This window comes from Gordonia sp. LMA167 (assembly GCF_058130025.1).
On sequence record NZ_CM176708.1, the window covers coordinates 372,062 to 397,433 of the forward strand.

At 64.5% G+C, this 25,372-nt stretch carries 25 protein-coding genes; 1 reads left to right on the plus strand and 24 read right to left on the minus strand.

Going from position 1 to position 25,372, the window contains the following annotated elements; genetic code table 11:
• Window positions 1–97: 97 nt before the first annotated feature.
• The 10 genes from ACVT6V_RS01670 to ACVT6V_RS01715 all read right to left on the minus strand — a co-directional run bounded on the left by ACVT6V_RS01670 (window position 98) and on the right by ACVT6V_RS01715 (window position 10,318).
• Complete coding sequence (locus ACVT6V_RS01670; protein WP_489898088.1) at window positions 98–934, minus strand: mycofactocin-coupled SDR family oxidoreductase; 837 nt, start codon at window positions 932–934, stop codon at window positions 98–100.
• A 43-nt stretch (window positions 935–977) separates the two neighbouring features.
• Window positions 978–1,511, minus strand: a complete 534-nt coding sequence (locus tag ACVT6V_RS01675) for a hypothetical protein (RefSeq protein ID WP_489898089.1) — start codon at window positions 1,509–1,511, stop codon at window positions 978–980.
• A gap of 100 nt (window positions 1,512–1,611) precedes the next feature.
• The gene (locus ACVT6V_RS01680) at window positions 1,612–2,238 is read right to left on the minus strand and encodes a nuclear transport factor 2 family protein (protein WP_489898090.1); all 627 of its coding nucleotides are present in this window, start codon (window positions 2,236–2,238) and stop codon (window positions 1,612–1,614) included.
• A 39-nt stretch (window positions 2,239–2,277) separates the two neighbouring features.
• A complete protein-coding gene (locus tag ACVT6V_RS01685) occupies window positions 2,278–3,987 on the minus strand; it encodes a 4Fe-4S binding protein (protein ID WP_489898091.1) in 1,710 nt (569 codons plus the stop codon).
• A 60-nt stretch (window positions 3,988–4,047) separates the two neighbouring features.
• A complete protein-coding gene (locus tag ACVT6V_RS01690) occupies window positions 4,048–4,797 on the minus strand; it encodes an SDR family NAD(P)-dependent oxidoreductase (protein ID WP_489898092.1) in 750 nt (249 codons plus the stop codon).
• 56 nt (window positions 4,798–4,853) lie between these two features.
• On the minus strand, window positions 4,854–5,057 hold the full coding sequence (locus ACVT6V_RS01695) for a ferredoxin (RefSeq protein ID WP_489898093.1): 204 nt from the start codon (window positions 5,055–5,057) through the stop codon (window positions 4,854–4,856).
• Complete coding sequence (locus tag ACVT6V_RS01700; RefSeq protein ID WP_489898094.1) at window positions 5,054–6,262, minus strand: cytochrome P450; 1,209 nt, start codon at window positions 6,260–6,262, stop codon at window positions 5,054–5,056. The genes ACVT6V_RS01695 and ACVT6V_RS01700 overlap by 4 nt, the downstream gene beginning before the upstream one ends.
• Window positions 6,263–6,913: 651 nt before the next feature.
• Window positions 6,914–7,804 (minus strand): oxygenase MpaB family protein, encoded by an 891-nt coding sequence (locus ACVT6V_RS01705; protein ID WP_489898095.1) that lies wholly within the window; start codon window positions 7,802–7,804, stop codon window positions 6,914–6,916.
• Between the two features lie 89 nt (window positions 7,805–7,893).
• Window positions 7,894–9,087, minus strand: coding sequence for a phosphotransferase (locus ACVT6V_RS01710; RefSeq protein ID WP_489898096.1), 1,194 nt, complete (start codon window positions 9,085–9,087; stop codon window positions 7,894–7,896).
• A 40-nt stretch (window positions 9,088–9,127) separates the two neighbouring features.
• Window positions 9,128–10,318 carry a phosphotransferase family protein gene (locus ACVT6V_RS01715; protein WP_489898097.1) on the minus strand — a complete coding sequence of 397 codons (1,191 nt, stop codon included), beginning with the start codon at window positions 10,316–10,318 and terminating at the stop codon, window positions 9,128–9,130.
• A gap of 146 nt (window positions 10,319–10,464) precedes the next feature.
• Here ACVT6V_RS01715 and ACVT6V_RS01720 point away from each other — a divergent pair, with 146 nt between their 5' ends.
• Window positions 10,465–11,097, plus strand: coding sequence for a TetR/AcrR family transcriptional regulator (locus ACVT6V_RS01720; protein WP_489898098.1), 633 nt, complete (start codon window positions 10,465–10,467; stop codon window positions 11,095–11,097).
• Between the two features lie 24 nt (window positions 11,098–11,121).
• Here ACVT6V_RS01720 and ACVT6V_RS01725 read toward each other — a convergent pair whose 3' ends face one another.
• The 14 genes from ACVT6V_RS01725 to ACVT6V_RS01790 all read right to left on the minus strand — a co-directional run bounded on the left by ACVT6V_RS01725 (window position 11,122) and on the right by ACVT6V_RS01790 (window position 25,364).
• Window positions 11,122–12,753, minus strand: a complete 1,632-nt coding sequence (locus tag ACVT6V_RS01725) for a class I adenylate-forming enzyme family protein (RefSeq protein WP_489898099.1) — start codon at window positions 12,751–12,753, stop codon at window positions 11,122–11,124.
• 5 nt (window positions 12,754–12,758) lie between these two features.
• Window positions 12,759–14,024, minus strand: coding sequence for an NAD(P)/FAD-dependent oxidoreductase (locus ACVT6V_RS01730; RefSeq protein ID WP_489898100.1), 1,266 nt, complete (start codon window positions 14,022–14,024; stop codon window positions 12,759–12,761).
• A 7-nt stretch (window positions 14,025–14,031) separates the two neighbouring features.
• Window positions 14,032–15,780 (minus strand): class I adenylate-forming enzyme family protein, encoded by a 1,749-nt coding sequence (locus tag ACVT6V_RS01735; RefSeq protein ID WP_489898101.1) that lies wholly within the window; start codon window positions 15,778–15,780, stop codon window positions 14,032–14,034.
• A gap of 5 nt (window positions 15,781–15,785) precedes the next feature.
• Window positions 15,786–16,985, minus strand: coding sequence for an acetyl-CoA acetyltransferase (locus tag ACVT6V_RS01740; protein ID WP_489898102.1), 1,200 nt, complete (start codon window positions 16,983–16,985; stop codon window positions 15,786–15,788).
• The gene (locus tag ACVT6V_RS01745) at window positions 16,982–18,397 is read right to left on the minus strand and encodes an OB-fold domain-containing protein (protein WP_489898103.1); all 1,416 of its coding nucleotides are present in this window, start codon (window positions 18,395–18,397) and stop codon (window positions 16,982–16,984) included. The genes ACVT6V_RS01740 and ACVT6V_RS01745 overlap by 4 nt, the downstream gene beginning before the upstream one ends.
• A 1-nt stretch (window position 18,398) precedes the next feature.
• Window positions 18,399–19,604 carry an acetyl-CoA C-acetyltransferase gene (locus ACVT6V_RS01750; protein ID WP_489898104.1) on the minus strand — a complete coding sequence of 402 codons (1,206 nt, stop codon included), beginning with the start codon at window positions 19,602–19,604 and terminating at the stop codon, window positions 18,399–18,401.
• Entirely contained in the window at window positions 19,601–19,819 is a 219-nt protein-coding gene (locus tag ACVT6V_RS01755; protein WP_489900676.1) for a hypothetical protein, read from the minus strand. The genes ACVT6V_RS01750 and ACVT6V_RS01755 overlap by 4 nt, the downstream gene beginning before the upstream one ends.
• A gap of 67 nt (window positions 19,820–19,886) precedes the next feature.
• Complete coding sequence (locus ACVT6V_RS01760) at window positions 19,887–20,381, minus strand: aromatic-ring-hydroxylating dioxygenase subunit beta (protein ID WP_489900677.1); 495 nt, start codon at window positions 20,379–20,381, stop codon at window positions 19,887–19,889.
• Window positions 20,382–20,422: 41 nt separating this feature from the next.
• Entirely contained in the window at window positions 20,423–21,697 is a 1,275-nt protein-coding gene (locus ACVT6V_RS01765) for an aromatic ring-hydroxylating oxygenase subunit alpha (RefSeq protein WP_489898105.1), read from the minus strand.
• A 62-nt stretch (window positions 21,698–21,759) separates the two neighbouring features.
• Window positions 21,760–22,542 carry an enoyl-CoA hydratase/isomerase family protein gene (locus ACVT6V_RS01770; protein WP_489900678.1) on the minus strand — a complete coding sequence of 261 codons (783 nt, stop codon included), beginning with the start codon at window positions 22,540–22,542 and terminating at the stop codon, window positions 21,760–21,762.
• A 23-nt stretch (window positions 22,543–22,565) separates the two neighbouring features.
• The gene (locus ACVT6V_RS01775; RefSeq protein WP_489898106.1) at window positions 22,566–23,381 is read right to left on the minus strand and encodes an enoyl-CoA hydratase/isomerase family protein; all 816 of its coding nucleotides are present in this window, start codon (window positions 23,379–23,381) and stop codon (window positions 22,566–22,568) included.
• On the minus strand, window positions 23,378–24,169 hold the full coding sequence (locus tag ACVT6V_RS01780; protein WP_489898107.1) for an enoyl-CoA hydratase/isomerase family protein: 792 nt from the start codon (window positions 24,167–24,169) through the stop codon (window positions 23,378–23,380). Before ACVT6V_RS01780 ends, ACVT6V_RS01775 begins: the two co-directional genes overlap by 4 nt.
• Complete coding sequence (gene fabG / locus ACVT6V_RS01785; protein ID WP_489898108.1) at window positions 24,166–24,915, minus strand: 3-oxoacyl-ACP reductase FabG; 750 nt, start codon at window positions 24,913–24,915, stop codon at window positions 24,166–24,168. Before fabG ends, ACVT6V_RS01780 begins: the two co-directional genes overlap by 4 nt.
• Window positions 24,912–25,364 (minus strand): MaoC family dehydratase, encoded by a 453-nt coding sequence (locus tag ACVT6V_RS01790; RefSeq protein ID WP_489898109.1) that lies wholly within the window; start codon window positions 25,362–25,364, stop codon window positions 24,912–24,914. The genes fabG and ACVT6V_RS01790 overlap by 4 nt, the downstream gene beginning before the upstream one ends.
• Window positions 25,365–25,372: the final 8 nt, after the last annotated feature.

The window sequence follows — 25,372 nt, forward strand, 5'->3', positions numbered from 1 at the left end:
AAGAATGCTCACGGCAGGTGATCTTCCTGAGAATGCTCACCACTCGATGTGGGCGAGACGTGGGAGGGTTGAAAGAGCATGAAGCCGACGGGGTCCGTCAGTTGTACTTGCCGAGATATCCGGCGTCGACGGGGATGCACGCTCCGGTCACGTACTTGGCATCGTCGGACGCCAGCCAGGCAACGGCGCCCGAGATGGCCGACGGTTCCATCCACGGGACCGGTAGCAGGTTCATCGCGGTGAATGTGTCACCGAAGTCCTCGAAACCCGGGTTCTCCACCCCGGGGGCGAACGCCGACCAGATCGCTTCGTTCTGAATCATCTTGGTATCGACAGAACTCGGATGCACCGTGTTCACGCGAATGAAATTGGGGGCGAATTCGTTTGCGAGAGAACGCATCAGGCCGACGACTGCGTGTTTGCCCATGTTGTAGTGCACCTGGTTGGGAAATCCACGCATTCCGGCTGTCGAGCTGATGATGATGACCGAGCCGCCACGGCCTCCGGCGACGACATGGGGAAGGGCCGCCCGGCACGTGTTGTACGGGCCGTGCATCTGTACGTCGATCATGTCGTTGTACATCGCATCAGACATCTCCAGGAACGGTGCGCTCGACCAGATTCCCGCGTTGGCGACGACGATGTCCAGTCGTCCGAACTCGTCGACGGCACCGTCCACGACATTCACCAGCGACGTCAGATCGCGCACATCTGCGGCACGGGCGACAACCCTTCTCCCGGTCTTCTCCACGAGATTGGCGGTCTCGTCGAGATCTTCGATCGTGCTCAGCGCATACGGCACGGAATCGATGTCCGCACATATGTCGACAGCGATGATGTCGGCGCCCTCTTCGGCCAGTCGAACCGCGTGCGCCCGCCCCTGTCCGCGCGCTGCGCCGGTGACGAACGCGACCTGCCCGGTCAGTCGTGACATTGTTTCTCCTTTGTTGTTCCTGAAAGTTTGTTGTTGTGAAAGCTCAGGCGGTCACTGCCGCCGTGGAGTCCTCTACTGCGGTCGAGCCCTGCGACGCCTGCGATCCACGAAGAAGTCGCACCCCGACCAGGACGAGACCGAGGAATCCGATGAACACGAGCGCTGCGCCGACCCGAGTGTTCTCGAAGCCCCCGATCAACGTTGCCCAGGACAGAGATCCCTTCATGGCCAGGATCGTGACCACGACCCCCACAATTCCGACCGCGGAGCAAGCCAGGCCGACGGCACGACCACCGACGCGAACGGCGAGGACGGCGAGCACGAGAGTGAGTGCCGCCAACAGCCAGGCACCCCATGTGAAGTACATCGACTGGATCGCCGTGTCGCCGGCGCTGTTCACGGACGACAGATCGGCGTAGTTCATCTCAGATGCGGGGGCCCCGCCTTGAGCGGGAACGTACGCCCACGCGGGTCCCAGCAGCCCCAGCCACACGGCGACCGGGGCGATGGCGCTCAGCGTCAGAAGGCCGCGGTCGGTGCGACTGAGGCCGGTGGATGTCGACGGAGACGTGTTCATGACGGGTGTCCTTCCAGAACCAATCGGTTGGTGATAGAGGTGGGGATGGCGCCGGCCCGCCGACGCGCGGTGCGGCGCTCCGGGTGGCCGCCGACGTTGTTCAGGCGGTGTCGACGCCGCCCGCTGCGGCCTGGCGATACTCGTGGACCCGGCCGGTCGGCACCGTGAGCGGCCGGGTGTAGGAGGGATCTGATCTGTCGCGCGCCGACCGGGGACCCGTGCGCATGAGGTCGACCAAGCCAGGAGGCAGTCCGGCGCGGATCGCAGTGAGGGTCGAAGGATCTTCAGGGTCAGGGCGCGACGACAACGGCGCCCAATCCCTGAGGCACACACGATGGACTATCCCCCACCGTCCCGCACGCTTCTCGAATCTGTCGACATAGCGCCCGCCGCTCATCGACAAGACGTCCCCCTGCTGGTTCATCCCGGCGAACATGTAGTACGTCTCGGTGTGTGCAGTGTCCCCACTGAGTTCGCAGGTATGGTTGAGCAAGCAATGCTGTTGCAGCACATGAGTTGATGAGTGCATGGAGATCACCCAATCCACGAACTCGTCGCGATTGCCGACGAACATCCCGTGATCATCCACACCGTCGGGGTGATAGCACGAGCGGATGAGCTCGGCGTCGAGACGATCGACTCCTCGCGCGTACCTCATCAGGCAGTCGCTGATTGCGAGACGATCCAACAGCATCCGGATATCGGCATTGTCGATGTCGATAGTCATGGCTTCTCCCGCCTTCACGCTCTCGAGCCGCAGTCTCGTCTAGGTCGTCACAGAGTCTCGGTCGGCGACTGCCTGGAGCATGGAGTCGACGTCGGTGAACTTCACCCGAGGGCGCCCCAGTCGCTTGCCCTCCGCGCGCTCCGCGAGGTCGATCGCCTTCCAGCCTGCGAAGTCGACTCGGTGGGGCTGGCGTTGTCGGAGTAGTTGATCGAGATCGGCGTGACCGAACTCCGGTCGATGCAGTCTTCCGGCGGAGAAATCCGCAAGCAATTGCGCAACGGTGTCCTGAGCGCACTTCTTGTTGGTTCCGATCACCCCGGAAGGTCCTCGTTTGATCCAGCCCGTGACATACGTTCCCACCAACGGTTCGTTGGTACGGGGATCGACAACTCTCCCATCATGATTCGGGATGACTCCACGATCGGCGTCGAAAGGTACGCCGGGAACAGGGACACCTCGAAAGCCGATCGAGCGAAGGACCAGACTTGCTTCTACGGTCTCTGTCGTCTCGGTGGGGTGGGCTCGGATCGTACCGTCCTGACTCTGCCGAATCTCGTTGTGCACGAACTCGATAGACTCCACGTGGTGATCGCCGTGAATCGCGACGGGCGACGCGAGGAAGCGGAGAGTGATGCGTTTGTCGGCCGCGACGGTGGAATCGAGCGCATACTCTTCCGTGACTTTCGATTTCAATCGCATCGCCAGCGTTTGGTCCACACCGGCAAGCGCTGCGCGACTGTCTGCACCCAACAGCAGATCCTGCGGATCGACCACGACATCGACATCGGGGATCTTGCCCAGGGCCATCAATTCGGGGCTCGTGTACGCGGCCTGCGCCGGCCCTCGGCGACCGACCACGACGACTTCCCGTATCGAGCTCTGGCGCAGTGCGTCGATTGCGTGCTGGGCGATGTCGGTGTGGACGAGTTCGTCAGGGTCAGCGGTGAGGATTCGAGCGATATCGAGCGCGACATTTCCATTGCCGATGATCACGGCGCGGTCGCCGGAGAGGTCGAACGTCCGGTCGGCGTAGTCTGGATGTCCGTTGTACCAGGCAACGAATTCCGTTGCGGCATGGCTCCCCGCGAGATCCTCGCCAGGAATGCCGAGACGACGATCGTTCAAGGCGCCGACGGCGTAGATGACCGCATGATGGTGAGCCAACAATTCGTCGTGAGTGACGTGTTCACCAACTTCGACGTTGAGGTTGAACGTGCAGGCGCGATTGCGACCGAGCTGAGAAAACTGATCGGCCACCGCCTTGGTGCCTCCGTGATCGGGTGCGACTCCAGCCCGCACCAGGCCCCAGGGAGTGGGCAGGCGATCGAACATCTCGACTTCGATTGCACCGTTTCGGCCATGCAGGAACAACTCGTCAGCCGCATAGGCGGCGGCCGGCCCCGACCCGACGATCGCAACCCGCAGCGGCACTTCCTCGCGTGGGATCTTGACAGTTGGGCTCGGAGTGTATGGGAGTCCGGTGGATTTCAGGGGATGTAAGTCGAAGTAGTCCTGATTGATCGAACGGTACTCTTCGTACTTTTCCGGCAGTTCCGCATCCCCGAAGATCGCGTCGACCGGGCATGCGTCCATGCATGCACCACAATCGATGCACGTCTTCGGGTCGATGTACAACATCTCGGTCGTGCGGTACTCGGGATCACGAGGGGTCGGCCGGATGCAATCGACAGGGCATACCTCGACGCACGAAGCGTCGTTGCAACACGGTTGAGTTACGACGTAGGTCATGGGGTGGTCTTTCGATTGCGTCCGGCCTCGAGGGATCAGGGTTCGGAAGGTCTAGTCCGCTCAGTGAGCAGTCCAGCCTCCGTCGATCACGAAGTTCTGCCCGGTGATGAAGTCTCCGTGCTCGCTGAGAAGATGGACGACCATGGACGCGACATCGGACGGCTGACCGAGACGACCGGCGGGAGTGCCGGCAATCATCGCGTCGTACAGCTCCTGGGGGATGTCGCCCAGAATGGGTGTCTCGATAGTGCCCGGCGATATGGTGTTGACACGAATCTTGTCGGCTGCGTATTGGATCGCCGATTGTCGTGAGATGCCGATGATCCCGCCCTTGGCCGCCGCGTACGCTGCAGTGTCCTGCATACCGATGAGCGCAGCCACCGAAGAGATGTTGACGATCCGTCCCCCACCGATCTTGATCATCTCGGGGATGACCGTCTTCATGCCCAGCCACATTCCCTTGAGGTCTATGTCGATGACGGTGTTCCATCCGTCTTCGGTCTGGTCTGTCGCAGTATCGGAGGTGGGCGAGACGATACCCGCGACCTGGCACAATCCATTGATCTTCGAATGGCTTGAAAGAGCCTCCGCGACAACTGTTTGCCAGACCGAGGCATCACGGACGTCGAGCTCGAATGCCCGGCCGTCGCCCCCGGCTTCGTTGATCGCTGCGAGAGTCTCGTCGGCACCCTTGATATCTGTACAGATCACAGAGGCACCGGCCCGCGCCGACCACTCGGCGGTGGCGCGCCCGATTCCGGAACCCGCCCCGGTGATGAGAATGGTTTGTCCCTCAAGAACCTTGCTCATGACGTTCTTTCTTGTTGAATTGGTGAGTAGGTGTCCCCAACGGCTGACCGAGGGGGTCAGGCATTCTCGAACAGTTCGATCGCACCTTCGGGGCAGCTCCGTGCTCCTCGTCGTGCCACGTCCTCCAGGCCTTCCGGGACATCAACGTTCGTGCCACGTGACGCCTCGAATCCTTCGTCATCAGCCTCGAACACTTCGCTCGCAACCGTCCAGCAACGACCGTGGCCCGCACAGAGTTCGGAATCGACGTGTAACTTCACTTCGCTTCCCCACCGCCGGCGGGAAAGACGAGAGGCAGACTCTTCATGGTGCGCAGCACGCCGGTCTCGTACTCTGGAACGGTTCCCTCGGGTACACGGAACTCGGGGATTCGTCGTAGCAGTTCTTCCAGAACCACCCTCAGCTCGAGACGTGCCAGATGGGAGCCGATGCAACGATGAGGACCCACACCGAACGCAGTGTGCACGATGCTCTCCCGCCGAATATCCAGCTTCTGCGGGTTCTCCACAGCGTCGGGGTCACGTGAAGCCGACGCGTAGTTCAAGAGGACGAAGTCACCTTCCTTGAGCTCCGTGCCGGCCACCTCGGTGTCTTTCGTGACCGACCGACCGAGGGCGACGACAGGCGGGAACACTCGAGCAAACTCCTCGACCGCGTTGATGATCATCTCCGGGTTCGACGCCAGTTCCTTGCGATCCTCGCTGTGCGTGGCCAGGTGGTAGACGGCACCGGACATCACGTAAGTGGTCGTCGCGATTCCCCCGAGAGTCAGATCGGTGATGATCGACACGCGATCTTCCCACGGACAGATCTCACCATCACGATCGACGCCTTCGGCGATGATGTCGAGCAGGTCGCCGTCACCTGGGTTGTCGCGTCGCTTGGCGAGGTGTTCGCCCAGGTAGCCGAATGCGACCCCCATGGAGTCTGCCCGCTTCTCGGGTGGACCGTAGATGCCGTCGTCCATGGCCTTCAGCAGCATCGGAAGGTCCTCAACCGGCACGCCGATGAGATTCTTGAAGAACGCCCGCCCGGGCAGTTCAGCCGCAAAGTCGGCAACGAAGTCGCATTCGCCACGATCAACGAATCCGTCGATCAGCTCGACGGCATCGGCACGGATCTGGTCTTCGAACTGGGCGATCGCCCGAGGTGCGAAAAAGGGGTTCAACGCCTTGCGCCAGTGGTCGTGGTATGGCGGGTCAGACTCCTCGGGGTAGAGATATGGGATTCCGTCCGGGCGGTTCGGCTGGAAGCCTTTCGCACTGCTGAACGTCTGCCAGTCCTGTCCGGCGGCACGGACATCCTCGTAGCGGTTGATGACGTAGTACCCGTCTCCGACATTGCTTCGGGCCACGGGGCACTTGGCAACAAATGCATCGAGCACATCTGTGAAGTGCTCGTTGAACAACGGATCGTCGATATCGAAGTCGCTGAACATGTCTCGGCCGAACTGTGATGTGGTCACTGTTACCTCTTCCGCGAGCTGTGCTTGGAGTCACAAAACGATCATTTGTTTTGAGCGTAGGAGCGGCGCCGGCAGGTGTCAAGCGTCACAGAGAAATGCCTGTACATCAGGGCCCGAAACTCGAAAGACACGCGCCGCATCTACTCATAGCGGCCGGCCCGGATCGGCAATCCATGCACCGAACGATCACTTGTTTCGGCGGCGCTACACCGGAGACGCGACGGAAGCATCACCCGATCACCCGACGCAATGAACGACAAGATCTCACTGTTGTGTGGCCCGCTGATCGGCGCATTCCGGTGAAGATGGCCATGACCGTCCTCATGCAGGCGACGACCGAATGCCGCCGATCGGCGTCCCTCGCTTCAGCGCAGACGCGCTGTCGACCTCGTCCGTCGACGTCGGACTCTTGCAGCGCTGGTCCAGGGGGCGATACCGGATCGGGTAGCGCGTCGTCGAACTGAATCAGGCGTCAGGCGCGTATCGGGCACACCCTGATCCTCACCGCGCTCTGTCAGCGACGAGTTGCTCGCGCAGTGCGATGTCGCCGAGATCGGCGTCGCTCATGATCGACTACGCTCGCCGGTGGCCACCCTTCCTCATTCAGTGGTGCAGCCTCGGAAACGCCGTCGTGGGTGATCTCCTAACGCGTCAAGCCGTTTCCGCAACTCCCTGGCGATCGTGGTGGACCGGACATCCACCCGCGAACGTCCCCATCGATTCGATGTCGAAACCGTTGGGATACGAACGGATTCGGGGCATGTTCTGCACGAGTGCCGGCTTCCGACGTGACGGCAGCAGCGCCAGTAGTCGGGCGCGGAGTTTCAGTGCAGCCGCGGACACGGTGCGCGCGACGGCGCCCGGATCGTCGTACCCGAAGGCCGCGATCAGCGGCTCGTCCATCAGCGAACGGCTGAAGATGTCGACGCCGCGCTTGGCAAAACCCGGATAGAACGAGGCGAGCAGATCCATCGTCGCGTCGGCCACCCGGCGCGATCCCGGATCGAAGGCGAAGTGCTCGGCCTCGTAATCGTCCATCAGCGTCGCGAATTCGCCGTAGGTGGCGGGGATGTCCTTGATGGCCATGTGCCGACCGAGCGCCTGGTAGTAGCGCACCATCGCCAGCTTCTCGTCGGCGGTGAGCGGGCGCCATCCGTAGTCGGCGAGCCAGCGCACAGGCACGACGACGAACGTCGACAACACGTAGCGGAAATCGTCGTTCGGGATGTCGTACATCTTGTGCATCTGGTTGATCCGCCGGATGGCTGCCTTACCCTGCGGACTATCGAATCCCTCGATCAGCGGGGTCTCCAGCAGGATCGCCGTGTCGTCGTAGCGCTTCTGCGTGGCCTCGGTGAACGCGCCGGTCTCGTCGAGCAGGCGCCCGATGCTAGGGACGGCATAGGTGCGGAACAACGCGAAGCTGAGTGCCTGGTTGATGTCCCAGGGAAACTCGCGCGTGGACAGATTGCGATAGATGTCCATCCACTGCGTCTCCGGATCGAGTCCGGCGGTGGAGATCGTCTTCACGGGATTCTGCATGGGCTGGGCACCCTCCTCGTCGAGTGTGTCGTCAGCATAAGCAGGGTTGTCGACGAGTGTGACCGGTTACGGTCCATCGATCGAGCTGGTCACCACCGAGGCGCTCGGTCGAGACTCTGGAGCGACTCGAGATCAACCAACGCCTGACCCGTTCGCTGAACAAGCGTCCGGACATGGGCATCCGATTGGAGCGCCGACACCTTCCCCACCAGGTGGGTGTACGTCCAGAAGATGAAGCCTCGGAACATCTGTTGTCGATACGCGAGAAACGCCTCATCGAATACGGGCGGCTTCCCGCCCGCGCAGGCCAGTTCTTCGATGTAAAGGTCGACCAGTTCCCTCTCCCACTCGCGGCGGTCCTCAGTCGTCAGCGCCGCGCTGAGTGCGTAGCTGACGTCCAGCGCCCAACCACCTCGGCCGATGCCCTGCCAGTCATAGAGATTGAGGGAGCCATCATCGAGCCTGAACCAATTGCCGGGGTGCACATCCTGGTGCAGGAGTGTCATCGGGCCGCTGACATTGTGGTCGAGTGCGCGCATGAGACCTCGTCGAATGGCCGACTTCTTGTCTTGCAGTTCTACGGGCACCTCGTCCGGCAGGAAGCGCATCGCCAGCACCGCGCCCCGATCGAATCCGATGCGCGCGTTGAACGACCTCTGCCAGGCGTCGGCGGGCATCAGGTTCCATTCGCCCGCCAATCGCGGGTCCTCCCAGAGTTGCCCGTGATAGCGGGCCAACTCTGCAACCATGGACTCGGCGCCAGCACGGTCGACATACCTGCCGGCGGCGTCGGCGAAGGTCGCCCCGCGACTGACCGCGATGTCTTCGGTGAGCACCATCGATCGACATGACCGCGCATCCCACGCACCGTGATATCCCAATGGAGCGCCGATTTCCAGATGCGGTCGAATGGACTGGTAAAAGAGTGCTTCGGCGCCCGCAGCCCCAGTAACACCGACGAGCAGTCGATTCAGGAGAGACGGAGTCGACTTCGAGTAGAGATCGGTGGGCAGTCCTGCCGCAGTGCCGGCAGAGTTCCATTCGATCGTGATGGCTCGTCGTGAGCTCGTGCCGTCGGAGCCATCGCCGAGGCGTAGGGCCGTCACCGCCGCGTCCGGGACAACCGGGGCGAGGACCGCGGTCAACCATTCTGGCGTGAGCTGATCCACACTCGACGGCACTTCGTCCGCCCGGGTCACCGGGCCGCGGTCACGAACCTTCTCCCCGATCTTCGTCATCACGACCCGGGCGACTGCGGCCCCCATGGCCAGCTGATCCTGCATTGTTGGTTTCCCTTCGGAAATCGGCGCCAAGTCTGAGTGTTCAGAGGAGCGCGTCGAGCGTCTTGGCGTCGACGACAGCGTGTGCCATCCGTTCGATGTTGATGAGGCAGTCCTTTTCGTCATGCAGATCCGGCTGCAGCCTGCCCGCGCCGATCGTGGCCAGCCAGAAGATCAACCCGTGAATGGACTGTTCCCGGTAGTTCTGCCACGCCTCACCGACCGTGGGCGGCTCGACGACACCACACTCGGCCAGTCGGTCGAGATAGTTGTCCAGCAGGAGCGGCAGCCACAGCCGGCGGTCGTCGACCGCAAGACCGCAATTGATCGCGTAGGAGAAGTCGATGGCCCAGGTCCCGGTGACTATCGTCTGCCAGTCGTACAGGCCCATCCGACCATCACCCGTCACGTACCAGTTCTTCGAATGCACGTCGTGATGGAGCAGCGTGATCGGCCGACGCGACTTGAGATCGAGTGAGGCGACGAATGCCGGCCAGATCTGGCGTTTGCGACTAAGCAGATCATCGGGCAGAGCCGACTCTGCGCGCTCGATCCCTCGCCGGACCATCGACTCTGTGTTGATCATCGCGTCCAGGTGTCGCTGCCAATCGGGACTCGTTCGCAGCATGGGAAACTCGCCGCCCAGACGAGGACTGTCCCAGAATGCGCCATGGTAGGACGCCATCACCGACGTCATGTCCAAGGCACGCGACTGATCGATGTTCAGCGTCTGCGGGGCACCGAAGGTCGCTCCTCGCGTTTTGGCGATGTCCTCCATGATGAGGATCGACCGACACGATCGCAGGTCGTAGTCGGCGTAGAACGCGAGTGGCGACTCGATCGCCAGCGTTGGCCGAATTGTGTTGTAGAAGTGCGATTCACCGACGAACAGGTTCGTGAGCCCGGTGAACAGCCGTGTCTTGAGGTCCGGCGTGGTCTTGGTGAACACGTGGCGAGGCAGCCCCGCGTCATCGCCTGCCGAGTTGTAGTGCAGCGTCATGGCGCGGCGTGCACTTGTCCCGCTGGTCCCGGATTCCAGTTCGAAGCCGGTCACCGAGGCACTTGGCGCACCGCTACAGAGAGCTACCGTCAGCCACTGCGGTGTCACTCGGTCGATGCTGATCGGCACCGTTCCGGGTGCCACCTCGCGACGCGGTCCGATCGATTCGACGCACCGGTGCAGCGCCACCCGGGACGCCTGAGCGGCCAGACCCCCTTTCGCCCGAAGAGACATCGCACGTCCTCCTGATGCAGCCGACCCAGAATCTCGAGCCACGTTTTTAATGAGACTTAAAATTTAACACATGTCGGTGACGGCGGTCACCAGACCAACCGTCCACCACCGCCACATGATCCCCGAGCCGGCGTTATAGTTGACGCGTGGCGCTTAATACAGAATCAAAAGCCCAGGTCCAGGCGGGCGGACGGGAGAGCAAATCAGCTCGGACCCGCGCTCGGATTCTGGACGCCGCGGCCAAGGTCCTCAGCGCCAAGGGCTACGCCGGAACCCGGCTGACCGACGTCGCCAAGGAAGCCGAGCTCCAGGCACCCGCGATCTATTATTACTTCGGTTCCCGGGAAGAGCTCGTCGAGGAAGTCATGTGGTCCGGCCTGGCCGAGATGCGCAGCTATCTCCAGGCTTCCCTCGAACGGACGTGGCCCGAGGACACCGCGATGGACCGCATCATGGTCGCGGTCGACGCCCACCTGCGCCACGAACTCGAGGTCTCCGACTACACCACCGCGTCGATTCGCAACTCTGGCCAGATCCCTGAGCACCTGCGCGAACGCCAACGTGCCGAGGAGAGGAAATACGGCGAGATCTGGCGGCAGCTCATCAAGAACGCCGCCGATGACGGTGAGATCCGGGACGACCTGGACCTCTTCGTCGCGAGGATGCTCATTCTGGGGGCCCTCAACTGGGCGGCGGAATGGTGGCGACCCCGGCGCGGCTCCATCGACACCGTTGTCGCCACCGCGCAAACGATGGTGCGAAGTGCGCTGAGCGCCTGAGATATCCGGGCGTCCTGGGGAGATTCAGATCTCCTGTAGTGAACCGTCGACGATGGAGTCGGCCAACGCGTACTTGCGGACCTTCCCGGTCGGGGTCAGAGGCAGTGCGTCGGTCACGAACCAGCGCGCCGGAACCTTGAACGGCGCCAGGCATTCGGTCACATGCGTCACGACGCGCTGGCGCAGGGTCGCCGCGTCGAGCGGCTCACGCAGAACTACGACAGCAGCGACTATCTCCCCGAGACGATCGTCGGGAAGTCCGATGACGGACGCGGCGGCGACCGATTCGACCTCGAGGAGCCGATTCTCGATCTCGGCCGGTGCGATGTTCTCACCGCCGCGGATTATGAGCTCCTTCAACCTCCCGGTCACGGTCAGATAGCCACGCTCATCCATCGATCCGAGGTCACCGGTGTGGACGAAACCGTCGGTGTCGACCGTACGGGCGGTGATCTCGGCATCGCCGAGGTACTCGATCATCTGCTGATACCCGCGGGCGCAGATCTCCCCGACCTCGCCGAGCGGCACCACCTCGCGCGTCACCGGGTCGACCACCTTGCAATCGACCTGGGCCAGCGGACGCCCGACGGTCTCCAGCTGATCCTCGCGCGAGTCATCAGGTCGTGTCGCCGTCAACACGGGTGCGAGTTCGGTCTGCCCGAACACGTTGATGACGCGGCCGCCGAACGTCGATTCGGCCGACTCGATCAACACGGCCGAGACACTGGACGCGCCACCCAACATCACATCCAGTGGTGGCCCTTGTTCGCCGGAGGTCCGAATGTACTCGACCATCGCCGACAACACGGCAGGGACGTAGTAGAACACCGTCGCCTGCTCGTCACGCATCGCTGCCAGCACTGCGGCCGGCATGAACTGCTTCACGAGTACCGTTGTGCCGCCTACCCACAAGGGTCCCAGGGTGCCGATCACACACGCGGCGGTGTGGAACATGGGCAGTGGGTTGACCGACGTCGCACCGACGCCGATCCCGGCGGCCTCCATGGTCAGCCGGGCGACATTGACCAGCGAACGATGGCGCAACAACACGCCTTTGGGATTCCCGGTGGTCCCCGACGTGTACTGCAGCATCGCCGGTCGATCCGGGTCGGTGGGAATGATGTCGAGCAGCGCCGTGTCGACGTCCTCGGCGAGCCAGCCCGATTGATCCGCGAGACTGATCGTGACCAGCGCCGGGAACCGTTCGCGCATCTGACCGGCGATCGCCTTCATGTCATGGTCGCGACTCGCGTCGGCGTGAATGAGCACCGTCGCACCCGAGTGCGCCAGAACGAATTCCAGTTCCGGCGCACGCAGCACCGGATTCACCGCGACGAGCACCACTCCTGCCAGGGCCGCGCCGTACTGGATCACCGGCCACTCGGCGACGTTCGGCGCCCACAGCGCGACCATCTCCTCGTGCCCGGCGAGTTCCCGCAAGCGGGTCGCGACGCGCAGCGCCTCCGCCAGGAGTTCGGCGTACGTCAGCCGAACCCCGGTGTCATCGTGCCCGGTCCCCACAAGCGCCAGGTTCGTCGGCGACTCTGCTGCGCGCCGGACGAGCAGTGACCCGACCGTGTCGTCGATCAGTGGAATCGATTCATCTTTGCGCCAATAGGATTCGGTCAGCGGTGCAGAATCGGTCGCGGTGGTCATGTTCGTCATCCTCGATTCGCCACGAGAGCACGACGCTGTTCGGCGAACGACAGCGCATCCGCCCATGAGCCGCCTCGCATGATCTGCATGCGGTACTTCATGATCACGTTCTGTCCGTTCACCGCGAGCGCACCAGCCAATCGATCGCCCTTGCGATACAGTGCCACCCACCGGCGATCCACTCCCGGTTTTCCTTCCACGGGCACGATCTCATCGGCGTCCGTCACGCCGACGAACTGAATCCTGCTGTCGTACCAGTCCGACCAGAAGTACGGCACCGTCGCATACGGCTTGGGGTCGCCATTGCTCAATGCGTTGCGGACGGCGGCAGCCCCCTGCTCGGCCGCACTTGTCCAATGCTCGAGCCGCTGGTGCCGTTCGAACAGCGGGTTGAACCAGTTCGCCACGTCCCCGGCGGCATAGATGCCGTCGACACCGGTGAAGAGGTTCTCGTCGCATTTCACACCGTTGTCCAGGGTGAGTCCGCTGCCGTCCAGCCAGTCGGTCGCCGGAACACTGCCGATACCGACGATGACGAGGTCCGCATCCAGTACCCGACCGTCGGACAGTTCCACCCCGGTCACTGCGCCCGCGTTCGACAGGATCGCCGAAACCCCGACACCACAGAGGAGCTCGGTGTCGTTCTGGGCGTGGAGCGCGGCGATCGCAGATCCCATGTCGGCGCCGATCGCCCGCACCAGCGGCGTCGGCAACGCTTCGACGATGGTGACCGGAAGACCACGCTTGGCGGCATTCGACGCAACCTCGGAGCCGATGAAGCCGGCACCGATGACAACGGTGCGGGCTCCGCCCTCCAGCCCGTCGCGAACCGCGACCGCATCGTCGATCGTCCGCAGCGCATGCACCCCACCAACGCCACGGGTTCCGGGCAACTCGCGCGCCCCCGCGCCGGTCGCGATCACCAGGATGTCGTAGGGCACCTCGTTCTCCGCGATGCTGGTCTCGCCGATGAGCACCAGTCGGCGCGTGGTGTCGAGCCCGGTTGCGGGCTCCCCCAGACGCAGCGTCACGTCGAGTTCCGCGGCAAACGCCTCCTCGGTGCGAAAGAACGGGACCTGGGGTTCACCGTCATCCTCGATCGGATCGAGGTACGCCTTGGACAGGGGCGGGCGATCGTACGGTAGGTGCGGTTCGGCGCCGATCAGGGTGATCGAACCGCTGAATCCCTCCTTTCGAGCAGCTTCGACGGCCCGGAGCCCGGCGAGCGACGCACCGACAACCACCAGTCGCCGCTGATCTGTGTCCGTCACGGTCTTCTCACTCTCCTTGTACAGCGGTATCGAGAGACTTGTTGTCCGCCTTGCTCAGTTCTTCGACGAGACGGAACTTCTGAACCTTCCCGGTGGGCGTTCTCGGCAGGTGGTCCGGATCGACGAACACGACGCGTTTGGGCACCTTGAACCGCGCCAGGTTGCGTCGGCAGATCCCGATGACCTCATCGGCGTCGACGGACTGTCCTGGAGCCTGGACCACCACCACGGCACCGATCTCTCCCCACCGGTCGTCGAGGAGTCCCACCGCGAACACCTGCGAGATCGCCGGATGCGCACCGAGGAGATCTTCGATCTCCTTGGGCATCACCAGCTCTCCGCCACTCTTGTACAGCTCCTTACTGCGACCGGTGATCTCCAGGTAGCCGTCGGAGCGAACGCGACCGAGGTCACCGGACAGCAGTAGTCCGTCGCGCATCGACGCGATCGTCTCGGCCGGCTTGCGCCAATAGCCCACCATCGTCGTCGGGCCGTGCGACGCGAGTTCACCGATCTGCCCCACCGGAAGCCGCTGCCCGGTCTCGGGGTCGACGGTGAGATATTCGCACAGCAGTTGGTCTGGGGCGATGCCCGCAGGTCCCGCCATCTTCGGTGCCCCCGCGGTCTCCGAGGTCAACGGCAACGGGTCTTCGGGACGGGTAAGGGTCATCGCCCCACCGCACTCGGTCATCCCGTAGCCGGTGACGATCTCCTCGACGCCGAACTCCTCGGCCACTCTCTCCCACAGCCAGATCGGAGCCGGCGCAGATCCGCAGAGTATGGCCGAGAGACTGGTCAGGTCGTAGTCGTGCCGGTGAGGGTGCTCCACCATCGCCACCGCCATCGTCGGAACGCACAGGATGTCGGTGGCCCGATGTCGCTCGATCCCGGCCAGGTAGGTCTCCGGACTGAACGCCGGGTACATGATCACCGCACCCCCGGCGTACATCGCCGAGATCAGCCCTTCCACGTAACCGAACATGTGATAACAGGGCAGCGAGAAGAGGATTCGACGTCCGTCTTCGTACGCTCGGGTGTACGCCGAGGCGAAGCCGGTGCGCAGCACCGCATCGTGCGTCACCATCACCCCTTTTGGCGAGCCGGTGGTGCCCGACGTGTAGAGCAGATCGCCGACGTCCTCAGGGGTCGCGGTCGGACGGTGTGTGCCCGGCCGAGATGCCCCCAGCGCTTCGAGTTCCGCGACCGTGAGTAGCTCGTCCCGGTCGTCATCGGCGGTCAGGGTGATGACGTGAGTCAACCGCGGGACCCGGTCGGTCGTGTCCGAGCTGCGTGTCGAGAAGTCGTCGCGATCCCACCCCGGCGCGATGTCGTCGAGCATTGCCCGGTAGTCGAGATCGCCGAACGCGTTCATGGTGACCAGCACCGAGCACTCGGATTGGGCCAGCACGTAGGCGAGTTCGTCGCGGTGATACAGGTAGTTGAACGGCACCGCGGTCGCTCCCGTGCGGGCGATGGCGAACTTGATCGCGACGAACTCCGGGTGATTTGCCATCACCATGCCGACGCGGTCGCCGCGCCCGACGCCCAGCGTCGCCAGTCCATCGGCAAGCCGTAAGGACTGCTCGGCAACATCGGCATAGCTGAGCGTACCGCTGTCGGAGACGACGAAGTTGCGGTCGGGGAACCGTTCGGCACAGTGGTCGAGCCAGCTCGCGAGGGTCCGCGGCCGCCACTCGGGATAAGCCGTGAGGAGCCTCTCCCGGCGGACGGCGATGGCGGCGTGGGTCTGCGACACCGCGGTCACCTCGACTTTCCAATCGTGTTGCCCACCACCGAGACAAAGGAGACACATCCACCCGGACGGCCGCCGAGATTATGGGTCAGCGCGAGACGGGGGTCGTCGAGCTGGCGTGCGCCGGCGCGCCCGCCGAACTGCAACCAGCACTCATAGAGCATTCGGAGCCCGCTGGCCCCCACCGGATGCCCGAAGGACTTCAGTCCCCCGTCGGGATTCACCGGCAACACGCCATCCGCATCGAACTCGCCTGCGAGCACGTCCTTGTGACCTTGCCCGCGATCACTGAATCCCAGATCCTCCATGAGCACGATCTCGGTCGGCGTGAAGCAATCGTGAACCTCGGCCATCGACAGCTGACGTCGGGGATCGTCGACACCCGCCTGCGCGTAGGCATCGGCAGCGCTGTGCAGCACCTCGGGGAAGGTGGTGAAGTCGTAGTCCGGGTCCATTGCTCCGCGCGCCGGACCCGCCACCAGCGAGAGACCTTTCACATACATCGGATGGTCGGTGTAGTCGTGGGCGCGGTCGGCCGGGACGATCAATGCACAGGCCGCGCCGTCGGAGACTCCCGAACAGTCGAAGACACCCAGCCTGCCGGCCACCTTCGGCGCCTGCTCGATGGTCTCGACCGAGACCTCCGATCGGAACTGCGCCTTCGGATTTCGAGCTCCATTGAGGTGGTTCTTCCAGGCGACATGGCTCATTGCCGCGCGCATCTCGTCCGGTGCCACCCCGTAGCGGGCGCAGTAGGCGGGATCCAACAGCGAGAACGCGGCCGGCGCGGTGAACGACACCTCCGACGCGGTCTGGTCGCCCGGTGGATCGCCGCGGAGGAGCCCGGAGTATCCGGAATCCTTCAGTTTCTCGACCCCGACGGCCATCACCGTGTCGTAAGCGCCCGAAGCGACCGCGTAGCAGGCGTTGCGAAACGCCTCCGAGCCGGTGGCGCAGTAGTTCTCGACTCGCGTCACCGGCCGGTAGTCGATAGCGAGCGCCCTGCTCAACGTCATTCCGCTCTGGCCGGACGCCAGCGTGCCCAGCCAGAAGGCCTCGACGTCGCCGATGCCGACTCCGCTCGTGTCACCGAGACATTCGTCGACGGCATCGACGAGTAGATCGTCGGTGGACGCGTCCCAGCGCTCGCCGAACCTGGTGCACCCCATCGCGACCACTGCGACCGCGTCTCGAATCCCCCTGCTCATATCATGACTCCCTCGCGCGCGGTGTTCTCGGTCGCGACATCGCCTGCGGCGGGTTCGGGATCCGTGACCAGGCGGGCCTTCCAGAAGTAGTTGTGCACGCCGCCCGCGGTGTAGAGCCGACGGAAGGTCATCTCGACCGCTGCGCCCACCGCGATGTCATCGACGGCGTTGTCGGCGACCTCGAAGGTGTAGCGGCCCCCGCCGTCGAAGTCGACCACGGCACCGACCACGGGAGGTGATGGTGAGAACGCCAATCGGTCGACCGTGAACGTGCGGACCAGCCCCCGTCGATCCGCGATGCGCTCACCCACCATCGAGTCGTGTCCACCGCAGCTCCGGCACACGCGCATCGGCGGGAGATGCACGAAGCCGCAGCCTGTACACCGGGTTCCCTCGAGCCCAAACTTCCACCGCACATTCCGCAACGAGGGTGGCGCCGCGGCCCGGTCGGGTTCCGGCCGTCGAGGCAGGTCCCGATCCAGCAGTCCCCGCCACTGCAGGTACGTGGGATAGGGCACCGTGGTCCCACATGCCCGGGCCTCGGTCACCGGACGTGCCTGACGACGAGACCGGAGAGCGTCGGTGGTGCGCAACACCACAGCGTCCGCCCCGTCCGTCACCGAGACCACGACGATGATCTCCGCCGGCTCCGCGACATCGAGAGCCGCGGCGAGCGCCACTCCGATGTCCGCGGTCCCCGAGTACCCGACCGGAGAAGTGGTGACCGCCGACGCAGGCACGAGCTTTCCGGCACGCTTGACCACGGCTTGATTGGCCGACGCGATCACAGCACGATCGATGCGCTCCACGCCGGCGTCCGCCAGGGCGCGAGCGACCACATCGCGCACCACCGGCTCGTAGGCCTCCACGCCAAGGCGCTCCTCCCAGCGCATGCCGGTCGACGCATCCGGCGAGCGCCACCGATCGAGAACCTCGACAGACGATGCTGCACGGCCGACGATCTCCGCGAGCACCGGCCGCTCATCGGTTCCGTCCGCGAACAAAAATGCTGCGGCCGCATCGCCACCGCCGCGCTCATCGACGCCGCCCGGCAGTCCCACCCGCACGTCTGACATGGCGACCAGTCCGCCTGCCTGCTCGGCACAACTGATGGCTGCCATCGCCGAACGGCCGCTGCCCGCGAGGTCGGCCGCAGGGATGTCCCGGTCGAGTCCGAGCGCCGCGTGCACGGCAACCGCATTCGTCTTGTCCGCGTACGCCGGCGTGCTGGTGGCCAGGTAGACCGCGCCCACCGCATCGCCCGGTCGCAGCGCGGCGGTCGACGCCATCACCGCAAGTGTGGTGCTGTCCTCGTCGAACCCGGCGACGACGCGATCGGTGCGACCACCGATGTCGGCCGGTGCCAGTCGCCATGCCGGTAGATATGTTGCGTACGAGACAATGCCCGCCATCTCACACTCCTTCGAAGACTGCGGCGATTCCCTGACCGCCACCGATGCACATGGTCTCCAGTGCGTACCTGCCGCGCCTACGCGCCAACTCGTGCACCATCGTGCCCAGAATCCGGACTCCGGTGGCGCCGATCGGATGTCCCAGCGAGATCCCCGACCCGTTCACATTCAGCCGGTCGTCGAGGTCGTCGGGCTTGATGCCCCATTCCGTGAGGACCGCCAGCACCTGGACGGCGAATGCCTCATTGATCTCGATGAGGTCCATCTCGTCACGCAGCAACCCGTTGCGGGCGAACAGCTTCTCGCACGCGGCCACGGGACCGATGCCCATCACCGAGGGCTCACATCCGGCGACCGCCCAGCTGTGCAGAGCCGCGATCGGGGTGAGGCCGAGTTCGTCGAGCCTGTCCTCGGCGACGACGAGACATGCAGCGGCGGCGTCGTTCTGTTGGGCCGCGTTTCCTGCCGTGACCGTGCCGCCGGGAACGATCACACGCAGTCGGCCGAGTGATTCCGGAGTCGAGTCCGAGCGGATTCCCTCATCCCGTTCGACGACGATCGGATCCCCCCGGCGCTGCGCCACCTCGACCGGCACCACCTCGTCGTCGAAATGACCGGCCTCCCAGGCCTGCGCCGCTCGCCGATGGCTTCGCGCCGCCAACCTGTCCGCCGACTCTCGATCGATACCATAACGGGCGGAGAGGTTCTCGGCGGTCTCGATCATGCCGCTGATCGCACCGAAACGCCATTCCGGCTGTGATCGGGCGCGCCCGCGATCGAGACGGTCGTGCATGGTGACGCTGCCGGATCGCCTGCCCCACCGGATGTCCTGCGTGTAGTGCTCGATGTTGCTCATCGACTCCACACCCCCGGCGATCACCGCATCGGCGGCGCCGGTCTGCACCATCATCGCTGCGGTCACCACCGCCTGCAGTCCGCCACCGCAGCGACGATCGATCTGGAAGCCGGGCAGCTGGACCGGCAGGCCGGCGTCGAGGGCGGCCCAGCGTCCTATACACGGGGCCTCGGAGTTCGTGTAGGACTGGGCAAACGAGACGTCGTCGATCCGTTCCGGATCGATACCCGATGCTTCGATGGTTGCTTTGATGGCGATTGTGGCGAGCTCTTCGGCCGGCACTGGTTTCAGCGCGCCACCGAACGCTCCGACCGGTGTTCGTCTGGGTGCCACCACCATTGCTCTTCTCATCCGTGACCTCCGGTGGGGTTGCGCTCGTTCCAGCGATCAGCGGACGGATCGAGAAGCCGGTTCAGGTGCCCATCCGTCAACCACACGATCGTCTCGAGTTCCAGGGCATCGAGGTACCGGACCCGTCCGGTACGCAGGTCCTCGAGCCGAAGTCGGCTCGAGTTCGCCGACGAGTCCACGCTCACACGCACCTCCGCGAACTCACTGCCGACGATCTCGTCGGCCGACCACGTGCCGTCGCCTTCTCCCGGTCGGGGGTCGTTCATTCTGATCACCGTCATCTCAGATGAGGAAGCCGAGGGTGGGGATCGCCTTTTCGTGGTCTACCAGGACGACCTTCTTGTACGAGAGCGCGAATCCATCTGCGGTGGGCCGCAATCGGTAGGTCACCCGACCACCCCAGAGTTCGTTGCTCCGTTCCCGGGACTCGAAAACCAGTACATTGGCTCCGACCTCGACGTCCACGTCGCCACTCTCAGTGGTGACGGTGCCGAGGATCTCCACGTTGGAGATGAGGCGTCGTAGGTTCGACGGCGGGGCCTGGGCGTACCGCTTTCCGGTACGCAACTGCTTCATCCGCGTGCTGATCCGATTGCGGTTGTCATAGATCACCGACACGGTTCGGAGCGGATCGGCGTCGGGGTCCGCCGCGGGCACCCAGTAGATCGCGTCGTCGGTCCACAACGCCTCCCACGAGTCGTAGTCGCTCTCGTCGGCGTAGCGGGCCTCCCGATAGAGAAACGCCTCGACGCCCCGGATGTCGACATCCGGGGCCATGGAGTTGGGCTCCGCCGAAGGTGCGTTCGTTGTGTCGACAGTCACCGGTTGGCCTCCATCAAGGTCTTGTAGTGCGACCAGAACCCGCGCATGCCCGTCTCGTCGGTGGCGGTACCGATCGTGAAGCCGTTCTCGTCCTCTTCCTCGCGGGCAACCCCGCGCCGGATGTCCAGCCATTCCGGTTCGCGGACGTCGACTCCGCGCTGGTTGCGTTCGTACATCTCGGTGTCGTCGGCGAGCAGCATGCCCGCCGGGCCGACCGATCCGATCGACTGCGACACCATCCGACGGTTCAGTTCCGGCGCACCCACCAGTTGCACCGCGGTCGAGTACTGCACGCATTCGTCCGCCGCCACCGGTTGGATGTTGAACACCTGGATCTCCGCGATGAAGAGGTTGGGGAAGATCATCACGTGGGGTGCACCCTCGACCAGGATCTTCTCGGCTGCGTCACCATGCTTTGCCCGCATCGCGGCCACATAGTCGGGCACCCGCGATTCGCTGGTGCCGAACCACCGCATCGGCTCGTTGAACTTCCGGAACTCCGGCCGGAGGTCGTTCTCACTGTGCCCGCCGCCGAGATTGCGTGTGACGGCGGTCGACTTGTCGCTGTAGAGTGCGCCGATCGGAGAGCCGGTGACCGCGAAGATCGACCCGTGCACGAACTGCGGGTGATAGCCATCGGTCTCGTTCTCCGCCAGCAGTTTCCAGTTCGCCCGGGTCTTGTGCTGCAGCCAACCCGCGTCCAGTGCGACCTTGCCCTCGGGCGACAACCGGGCGAGGCGGTCGATCTCGCCTGCCGCCGCTCCCAGATGTTCGATCAGGGTCGGTCCCTCGGTGGCGAAGCTGCCGAATACGAAGCCGTGGTAGGAATCGACCCGTGGCACCGAGCCCATCTTGAGGTCGACGGCGTTCTTTCCGCCGTAGCCCTTGTTGTACGGATACCCGAGGAGCTCACCGGTGTTGCGGTAGGTCCACCCGTGATAGGGGCACCGGAACGAACTCGAATTGCCCTGCGCATCATCACAGACCAGATTTGCCCGATGCGCGCACCGGTTGAGCAACAGGTGCACCTCGCCGTCCCGGTCGCGGGTCATGATCACGTCCTGGCGGCCGAGCTTCTTGCGGACATAGTCGTTGGGCTCGGGAACCTCACTCTCATGTCCGACGAAGACCCAGGTGGTGTACCAGATCTTCTCCATCTCCGCAGCGAAGATCTGCGGGTCGCTGTAGAGCGATCCGTGCACGCGAGTGGGCTGGATGAGCTGGTCTAGTCGGCGTTCCGACGGTGCGTCGGATGGCAATGTCGCGGTCATCGGGCGAACCTCTCTTCGGTCTCGTGGGCTGACGGGCTGTTCGGGTCGGCTTGCGGGTGGCCTCAGACCCCGGAGAATCTGGGTGGCCTGCGTTCGGCGAACGCCGCCACGCCCTCGGCAAAATCGGCGCTGTCCCAGAGTCGGACCTGGTGCTCCACCTCGTCGTCGAGATCCTGGAGTCGATCCTTCGGCCATTCGCCGAGCTGAGCCTTGATGGCGGCGAGCGCCAGCGGAGGGCCGTCGGCAAGCCGCCGGGCGTCGGACAGGGCGTGAGCCAACGCCTCGCCCGACGGGCAGATCGCGTCGGCGAGGCCCAGCTCGATCGCCTCGGTTCCCACCACCTTGCGGGGCAGCATGAGCAGTTGCCGGGCGGTCGCGACACCGACACGCGCGGGGAGACTCGCGAAGATGCCCATGTCGCCCGCCAATCCGACTCCGGTGAAGGTGGTCCCGAACACCGCGTCGGCGGCGGCGATCACCCGGTCGCACGCGATGGCGAGTGCGGTGCCGGCCCCGAACGCGGGACCTTCCACAGCCGCGATCACCGGTTTCGATCCCGTCCAGATGGCTCGGATCACCCGCTGCGCCGCCTCGGCGCGAGGTCTCGTCTCTGCCGGGGCCTGACGGCTCATGGTGGAGATGTCTCCGCCGGAGCAGAAGGCCCCGCCGGCGCCGGTCAGGACCACCGCGCGCACCGACTCCTCCGTCATCGCGCTCTCGATGGCGGCAGCTAGTGCGTATCGGAGCGGCAAGTCGATGGCGTTGCGCCGCTCCGGCCGGTTGAGGGTGATCACCCGAACCGCGGCGTCGTCAGCGACGTGGATCGGGTCGGGTGCTCCAGCCATGGACATGCGAGTCGTGTCGGCACTCATCGTCCGATGAACCTCGGTTCGCGACGTTCGATGACCGCGGCCAACCCTTCACGCGAGTCCACCGTTCCGGACAGCGCGGACACAGTGCGCGCCTCGTCGGGGAGTTGGGCTGCGACGGTCGCGCCGACGCCCGCCCATATGAGTCTCTTGGTCTCTGACAACGCGAGCGGAGCCGATGCCGCCAACTGGTGCGCCAAGATGTCGACGGCCGAATCGAGCTCGTCGTCGGCGACCACGCGTGACACGATCCCGAGTTCCTCGGCCGCCGCGGCACTCAGTGTCGGGTTGGTGAGCAGGATGTCCATCGCACGTCGCAGACCTACCAGCTGGGTCAAGGTCACCGTGGTACCGCCGTCCGGCGCCATACCGACCCGGACGGCACCGGAGAACAGCTTCGCCGATTCCCCTGCGATCACGAGGTCGGACGCACAGGCCAGACCGAAACCTCCCCCGCCGGCGGCGAATCCGTGGATCTTGGCGATCACCGGGACCTTCAGGGTGATCAGCGCGCCGGTGGCGAGTTGCAGCCACGCGGTCGCCTCGCGGAGGTAATCGGGCAATGCTTCGCCCTTGGACGCAAAGGTCTTGACGTCCCCGCCCGCGCAGAAGTTGCGCCCTTCGCCACTGAGGACGACAACCCGCACATCCGGATCGGCATGGCAACGCAAGATCGCCGCATGCAGAGCCTGCAGGAGTTCCACGTTCATTCCGTTTGCCGCGTTCGGGCGGTTGAGTCGAATCCGCGCGATACCATCGACGGCGTCGTAGAGCACAGGCGCGTCGGTGACGCGGCTGTCCAGCGTGTCGGTCATGCTCGTCCTCCTCGTGTGGCGAATGCCTCGGCTCCGCGCGCCCCGGCCCCGCCGATGATGTGGTCGACGACGGCGGAGCGTTCGAGTTCGAGTCCGGACTCCAGCGAACGACGAAGTCCGGTACGCACCAGTCGCTTGATCGCCGTGGTAGCCAGCACATCGAACTCCGCGATGCGCTCGGCGAATTGCTTTACCGCAGTGTCGAATTCCTCGTCCTCGAACACCCGGTACGCGAGGCCCCAGGCGACGGCCTGCTCGCCGTCCATCCGATCACCGCTCAGGATGTGACCGAGGGCGCGTTGCGGTCCGACGAGACGCGGCAGTCGTTGAGATCCACCGCCACCGGGGATCATGCCGAAGCGGACGTGGTTGTCGGCGATGCGTGCACCACGGCTCACCAGAACGAGATCGGCCGCCTGCATCAGTTCGAATCCACCGGCCATCGCATCACCGTGGACTGCGACGACCACCGGTGTACCGACCTTGTCGAAGGCGTCGCAAGCTCCGGCGAAAGTGTCGAAGAGCACGCGCAGAGCGTCTGGCCCCTGCGCGGACAGGCGCGTGACCTCGTCGAAGTCCCCTCCGGCACAGAAGTGCCCGCCGGCGCCGCGGATGACGATCACCCGGACGTGGTCATCGTCGGCGAGGGCGACGATCGCGTCGCGCAAGGCGCGGGCGAGGGCGACCGTGATCGCGTTGCGCGCGTCGGGGCGGTTCAGTTCGATCCACCCCACACCGTTGCGTACCTCGGTCAGCACCGGAGTCGTTGCACGCTCGGTGGTACTCACATCAGCCTCCCGCCGCCGACCTCGAGGACCGCGCCGGTCATGTAGCTCGACAGGTCCGAGGCCAGGAAGACGACCGGGCCGGCCACCTCCGTAGGTTCGCCGGCGCGCTTCATCGGGATCGCCGCCTCGCGCTCGGCGAACGCATCCGGCGGCATCGCGGCCGTCATGGCGGTGCGGATCAAGCCGGGTTGCACCGCATTCACCCGGACGTTGTGGTGCGCGAGCTCCTTGGCCGACGCTTTGGTCAGGCCGACGATCCCGGCCTTCGCGGCGCTGTAGTTGGTCTGCCCGGGGTTCCCCGACTTTCCGGACAGTGACGAGATGTTGATGATCGAACCGCGTTTCGCCTCCCGCATCACCCCTGACGCGGCGCGCACCCCGAGCCAGGTCCCGCGCAGGTGGACGGTGATGACCTGATCGAAATCCGCGACCGTCATCTTCTTGAGGGACGCATCCCGGGTGACGCCTGCGTTGTTGACGTAGATGTCGAGCGCGCCGAACCCGTCGACGGTGGTCGCGACCAACCGCTCGACGTCAACCTCGTTGGTCACGTCCGCGGCGATGCCGCGGAAACGGGTGCCGATCTCGGCGTTCAGCTTCTCGGCGGCCGCCTCGACGGTTCCCTGCTCGATATCCGCGAGGACGACGTTCGCCCCAGCCGCGCCGAGCGCTGCGGCGATCTCATAGCCGATTCCCTGCGCAGCGCCGGTGACGACGGCGGTTCGTTCCGCCAGGAGATCGCTCATAGGACGTACCTCACGACAGATTCGACAACGCACGCCGGCTTCGTCACATTCTCGATCTCGATCGCCGTGGAGAAGGTCAGGTCCACCGCGCCCTCGAGTTTGTCCACGCCGACGATCGTCGCGTTCCCCCGAATTCGGGCCCCCGATGGCACCGGGTGGGGAAACCGGACCTTGTTCAGGCCGTAGTTGATTGCCATCGCCACGCCGGTGACGCGATACAGGCTGTTGAGCAGGACCGGAAGCATCGACAAGGTTAGGAAGCCGTGAGCGATGGTCGCACCGAACGGTCCGTCGGCCGCACGGGTCGTATCGACGTGAATCCACTGATGATCGCCGGTGGCATCCGCGAACGCATCGATGCGCGTTTGGTCGATCTCGACCCATTCGGTCTTTCCGAGGTCACATCCACTTGCCTCGACCAGGTCGTCGAGTCCGTCAAAGGTCTTCATCAGGCTCC

Coding starts and splice junctions, on each gene's coding strand:
- ACVT6V_RS01675 (WP_489898089.1), bottom strand. CDS start 1,511: ATGAACACGTCTCCGTCGACATCCACCGGCCTCAGTCGCACCGACCGC.
- ACVT6V_RS01715 (WP_489898097.1), bottom strand. CDS start 10,318: ATGTCTCTTCGGGCGAAAGGGGGTCTGGCCGCTCAGGCGTCCCGGGTG.
- ACVT6V_RS01685 (WP_489898091.1), bottom strand. CDS start 3,987: ATGACCTACGTCGTAACTCAACCGTGTTGCAACGACGCTTCGTGCGTC.
- ACVT6V_RS01745 (WP_489898103.1), bottom strand. CDS start 18,397: ATGGCGGGCATTGTCTCGTACGCAACATATCTACCGGCATGGCGACTG.
- ACVT6V_RS01710 (WP_489898096.1), bottom strand. CDS start 9,087: ATGCAGGATCAGCTGGCCATGGGGGCCGCAGTCGCCCGGGTCGTGATG.
- ACVT6V_RS01775 (WP_489898106.1), bottom strand. CDS start 23,381: ATGACCGACACGCTGGACAGCCGCGTCACCGACGCGCCTGTGCTCTAC.
- ACVT6V_RS01740 (WP_489898102.1), bottom strand. CDS start 16,985: ATGAGCAGGGGGATTCGAGACGCGGTCGCAGTGGTCGCGATGGGGTGC.
- ACVT6V_RS01790 (WP_489898109.1), bottom strand. CDS start 25,364: ATGAAGACCTTTGACGGACTCGACGACCTGGTCGAGGCAAGTGGATGT.
- ACVT6V_RS01670 (WP_489898088.1), bottom strand. CDS start 934: ATGTCACGACTGACCGGGCAGGTCGCGTTCGTCACCGGCGCAGCGCGC.
- ACVT6V_RS01690 (WP_489898092.1), bottom strand. CDS start 4,797: ATGAGCAAGGTTCTTGAGGGACAAACCATTCTCATCACCGGGGCGGGT.
- fabG (WP_489898108.1), bottom strand. CDS start 24,915: ATGAGCGATCTCCTGGCGGAACGAACCGCCGTCGTCACCGGCGCTGCG.
- ACVT6V_RS01680 (WP_489898090.1), bottom strand. CDS start 2,238: ATGACTATCGACATCGACAATGCCGATATCCGGATGCTGTTGGATCGT.
- ACVT6V_RS01725 (WP_489898099.1), bottom strand. CDS start 12,753: ATGACCACCGCGACCGATTCTGCACCGCTGACCGAATCCTATTGGCGC.
- ACVT6V_RS01760 (WP_489900677.1), bottom strand. CDS start 20,381: ATGGCCCCGGATGTCGACATCCGGGGCGTCGAGGCGTTTCTCTATCGG.
- ACVT6V_RS01765 (WP_489898105.1), bottom strand. CDS start 21,697: ATGACCGCGACATTGCCATCCGACGCACCGTCGGAACGCCGACTAGAC.
- ACVT6V_RS01705 (WP_489898095.1), bottom strand. CDS start 7,804: ATGCAGAATCCCGTGAAGACGATCTCCACCGCCGGACTCGATCCGGAG.
- ACVT6V_RS01770 (WP_489900678.1), bottom strand. CDS start 22,542: ATGGCTGGAGCACCCGACCCGATCCACGTCGCTGACGACGCCGCGGTT.
- ACVT6V_RS01750 (WP_489898104.1), bottom strand. CDS start 19,604: ATGAGAAGAGCAATGGTGGTGGCACCCAGACGAACACCGGTCGGAGCG.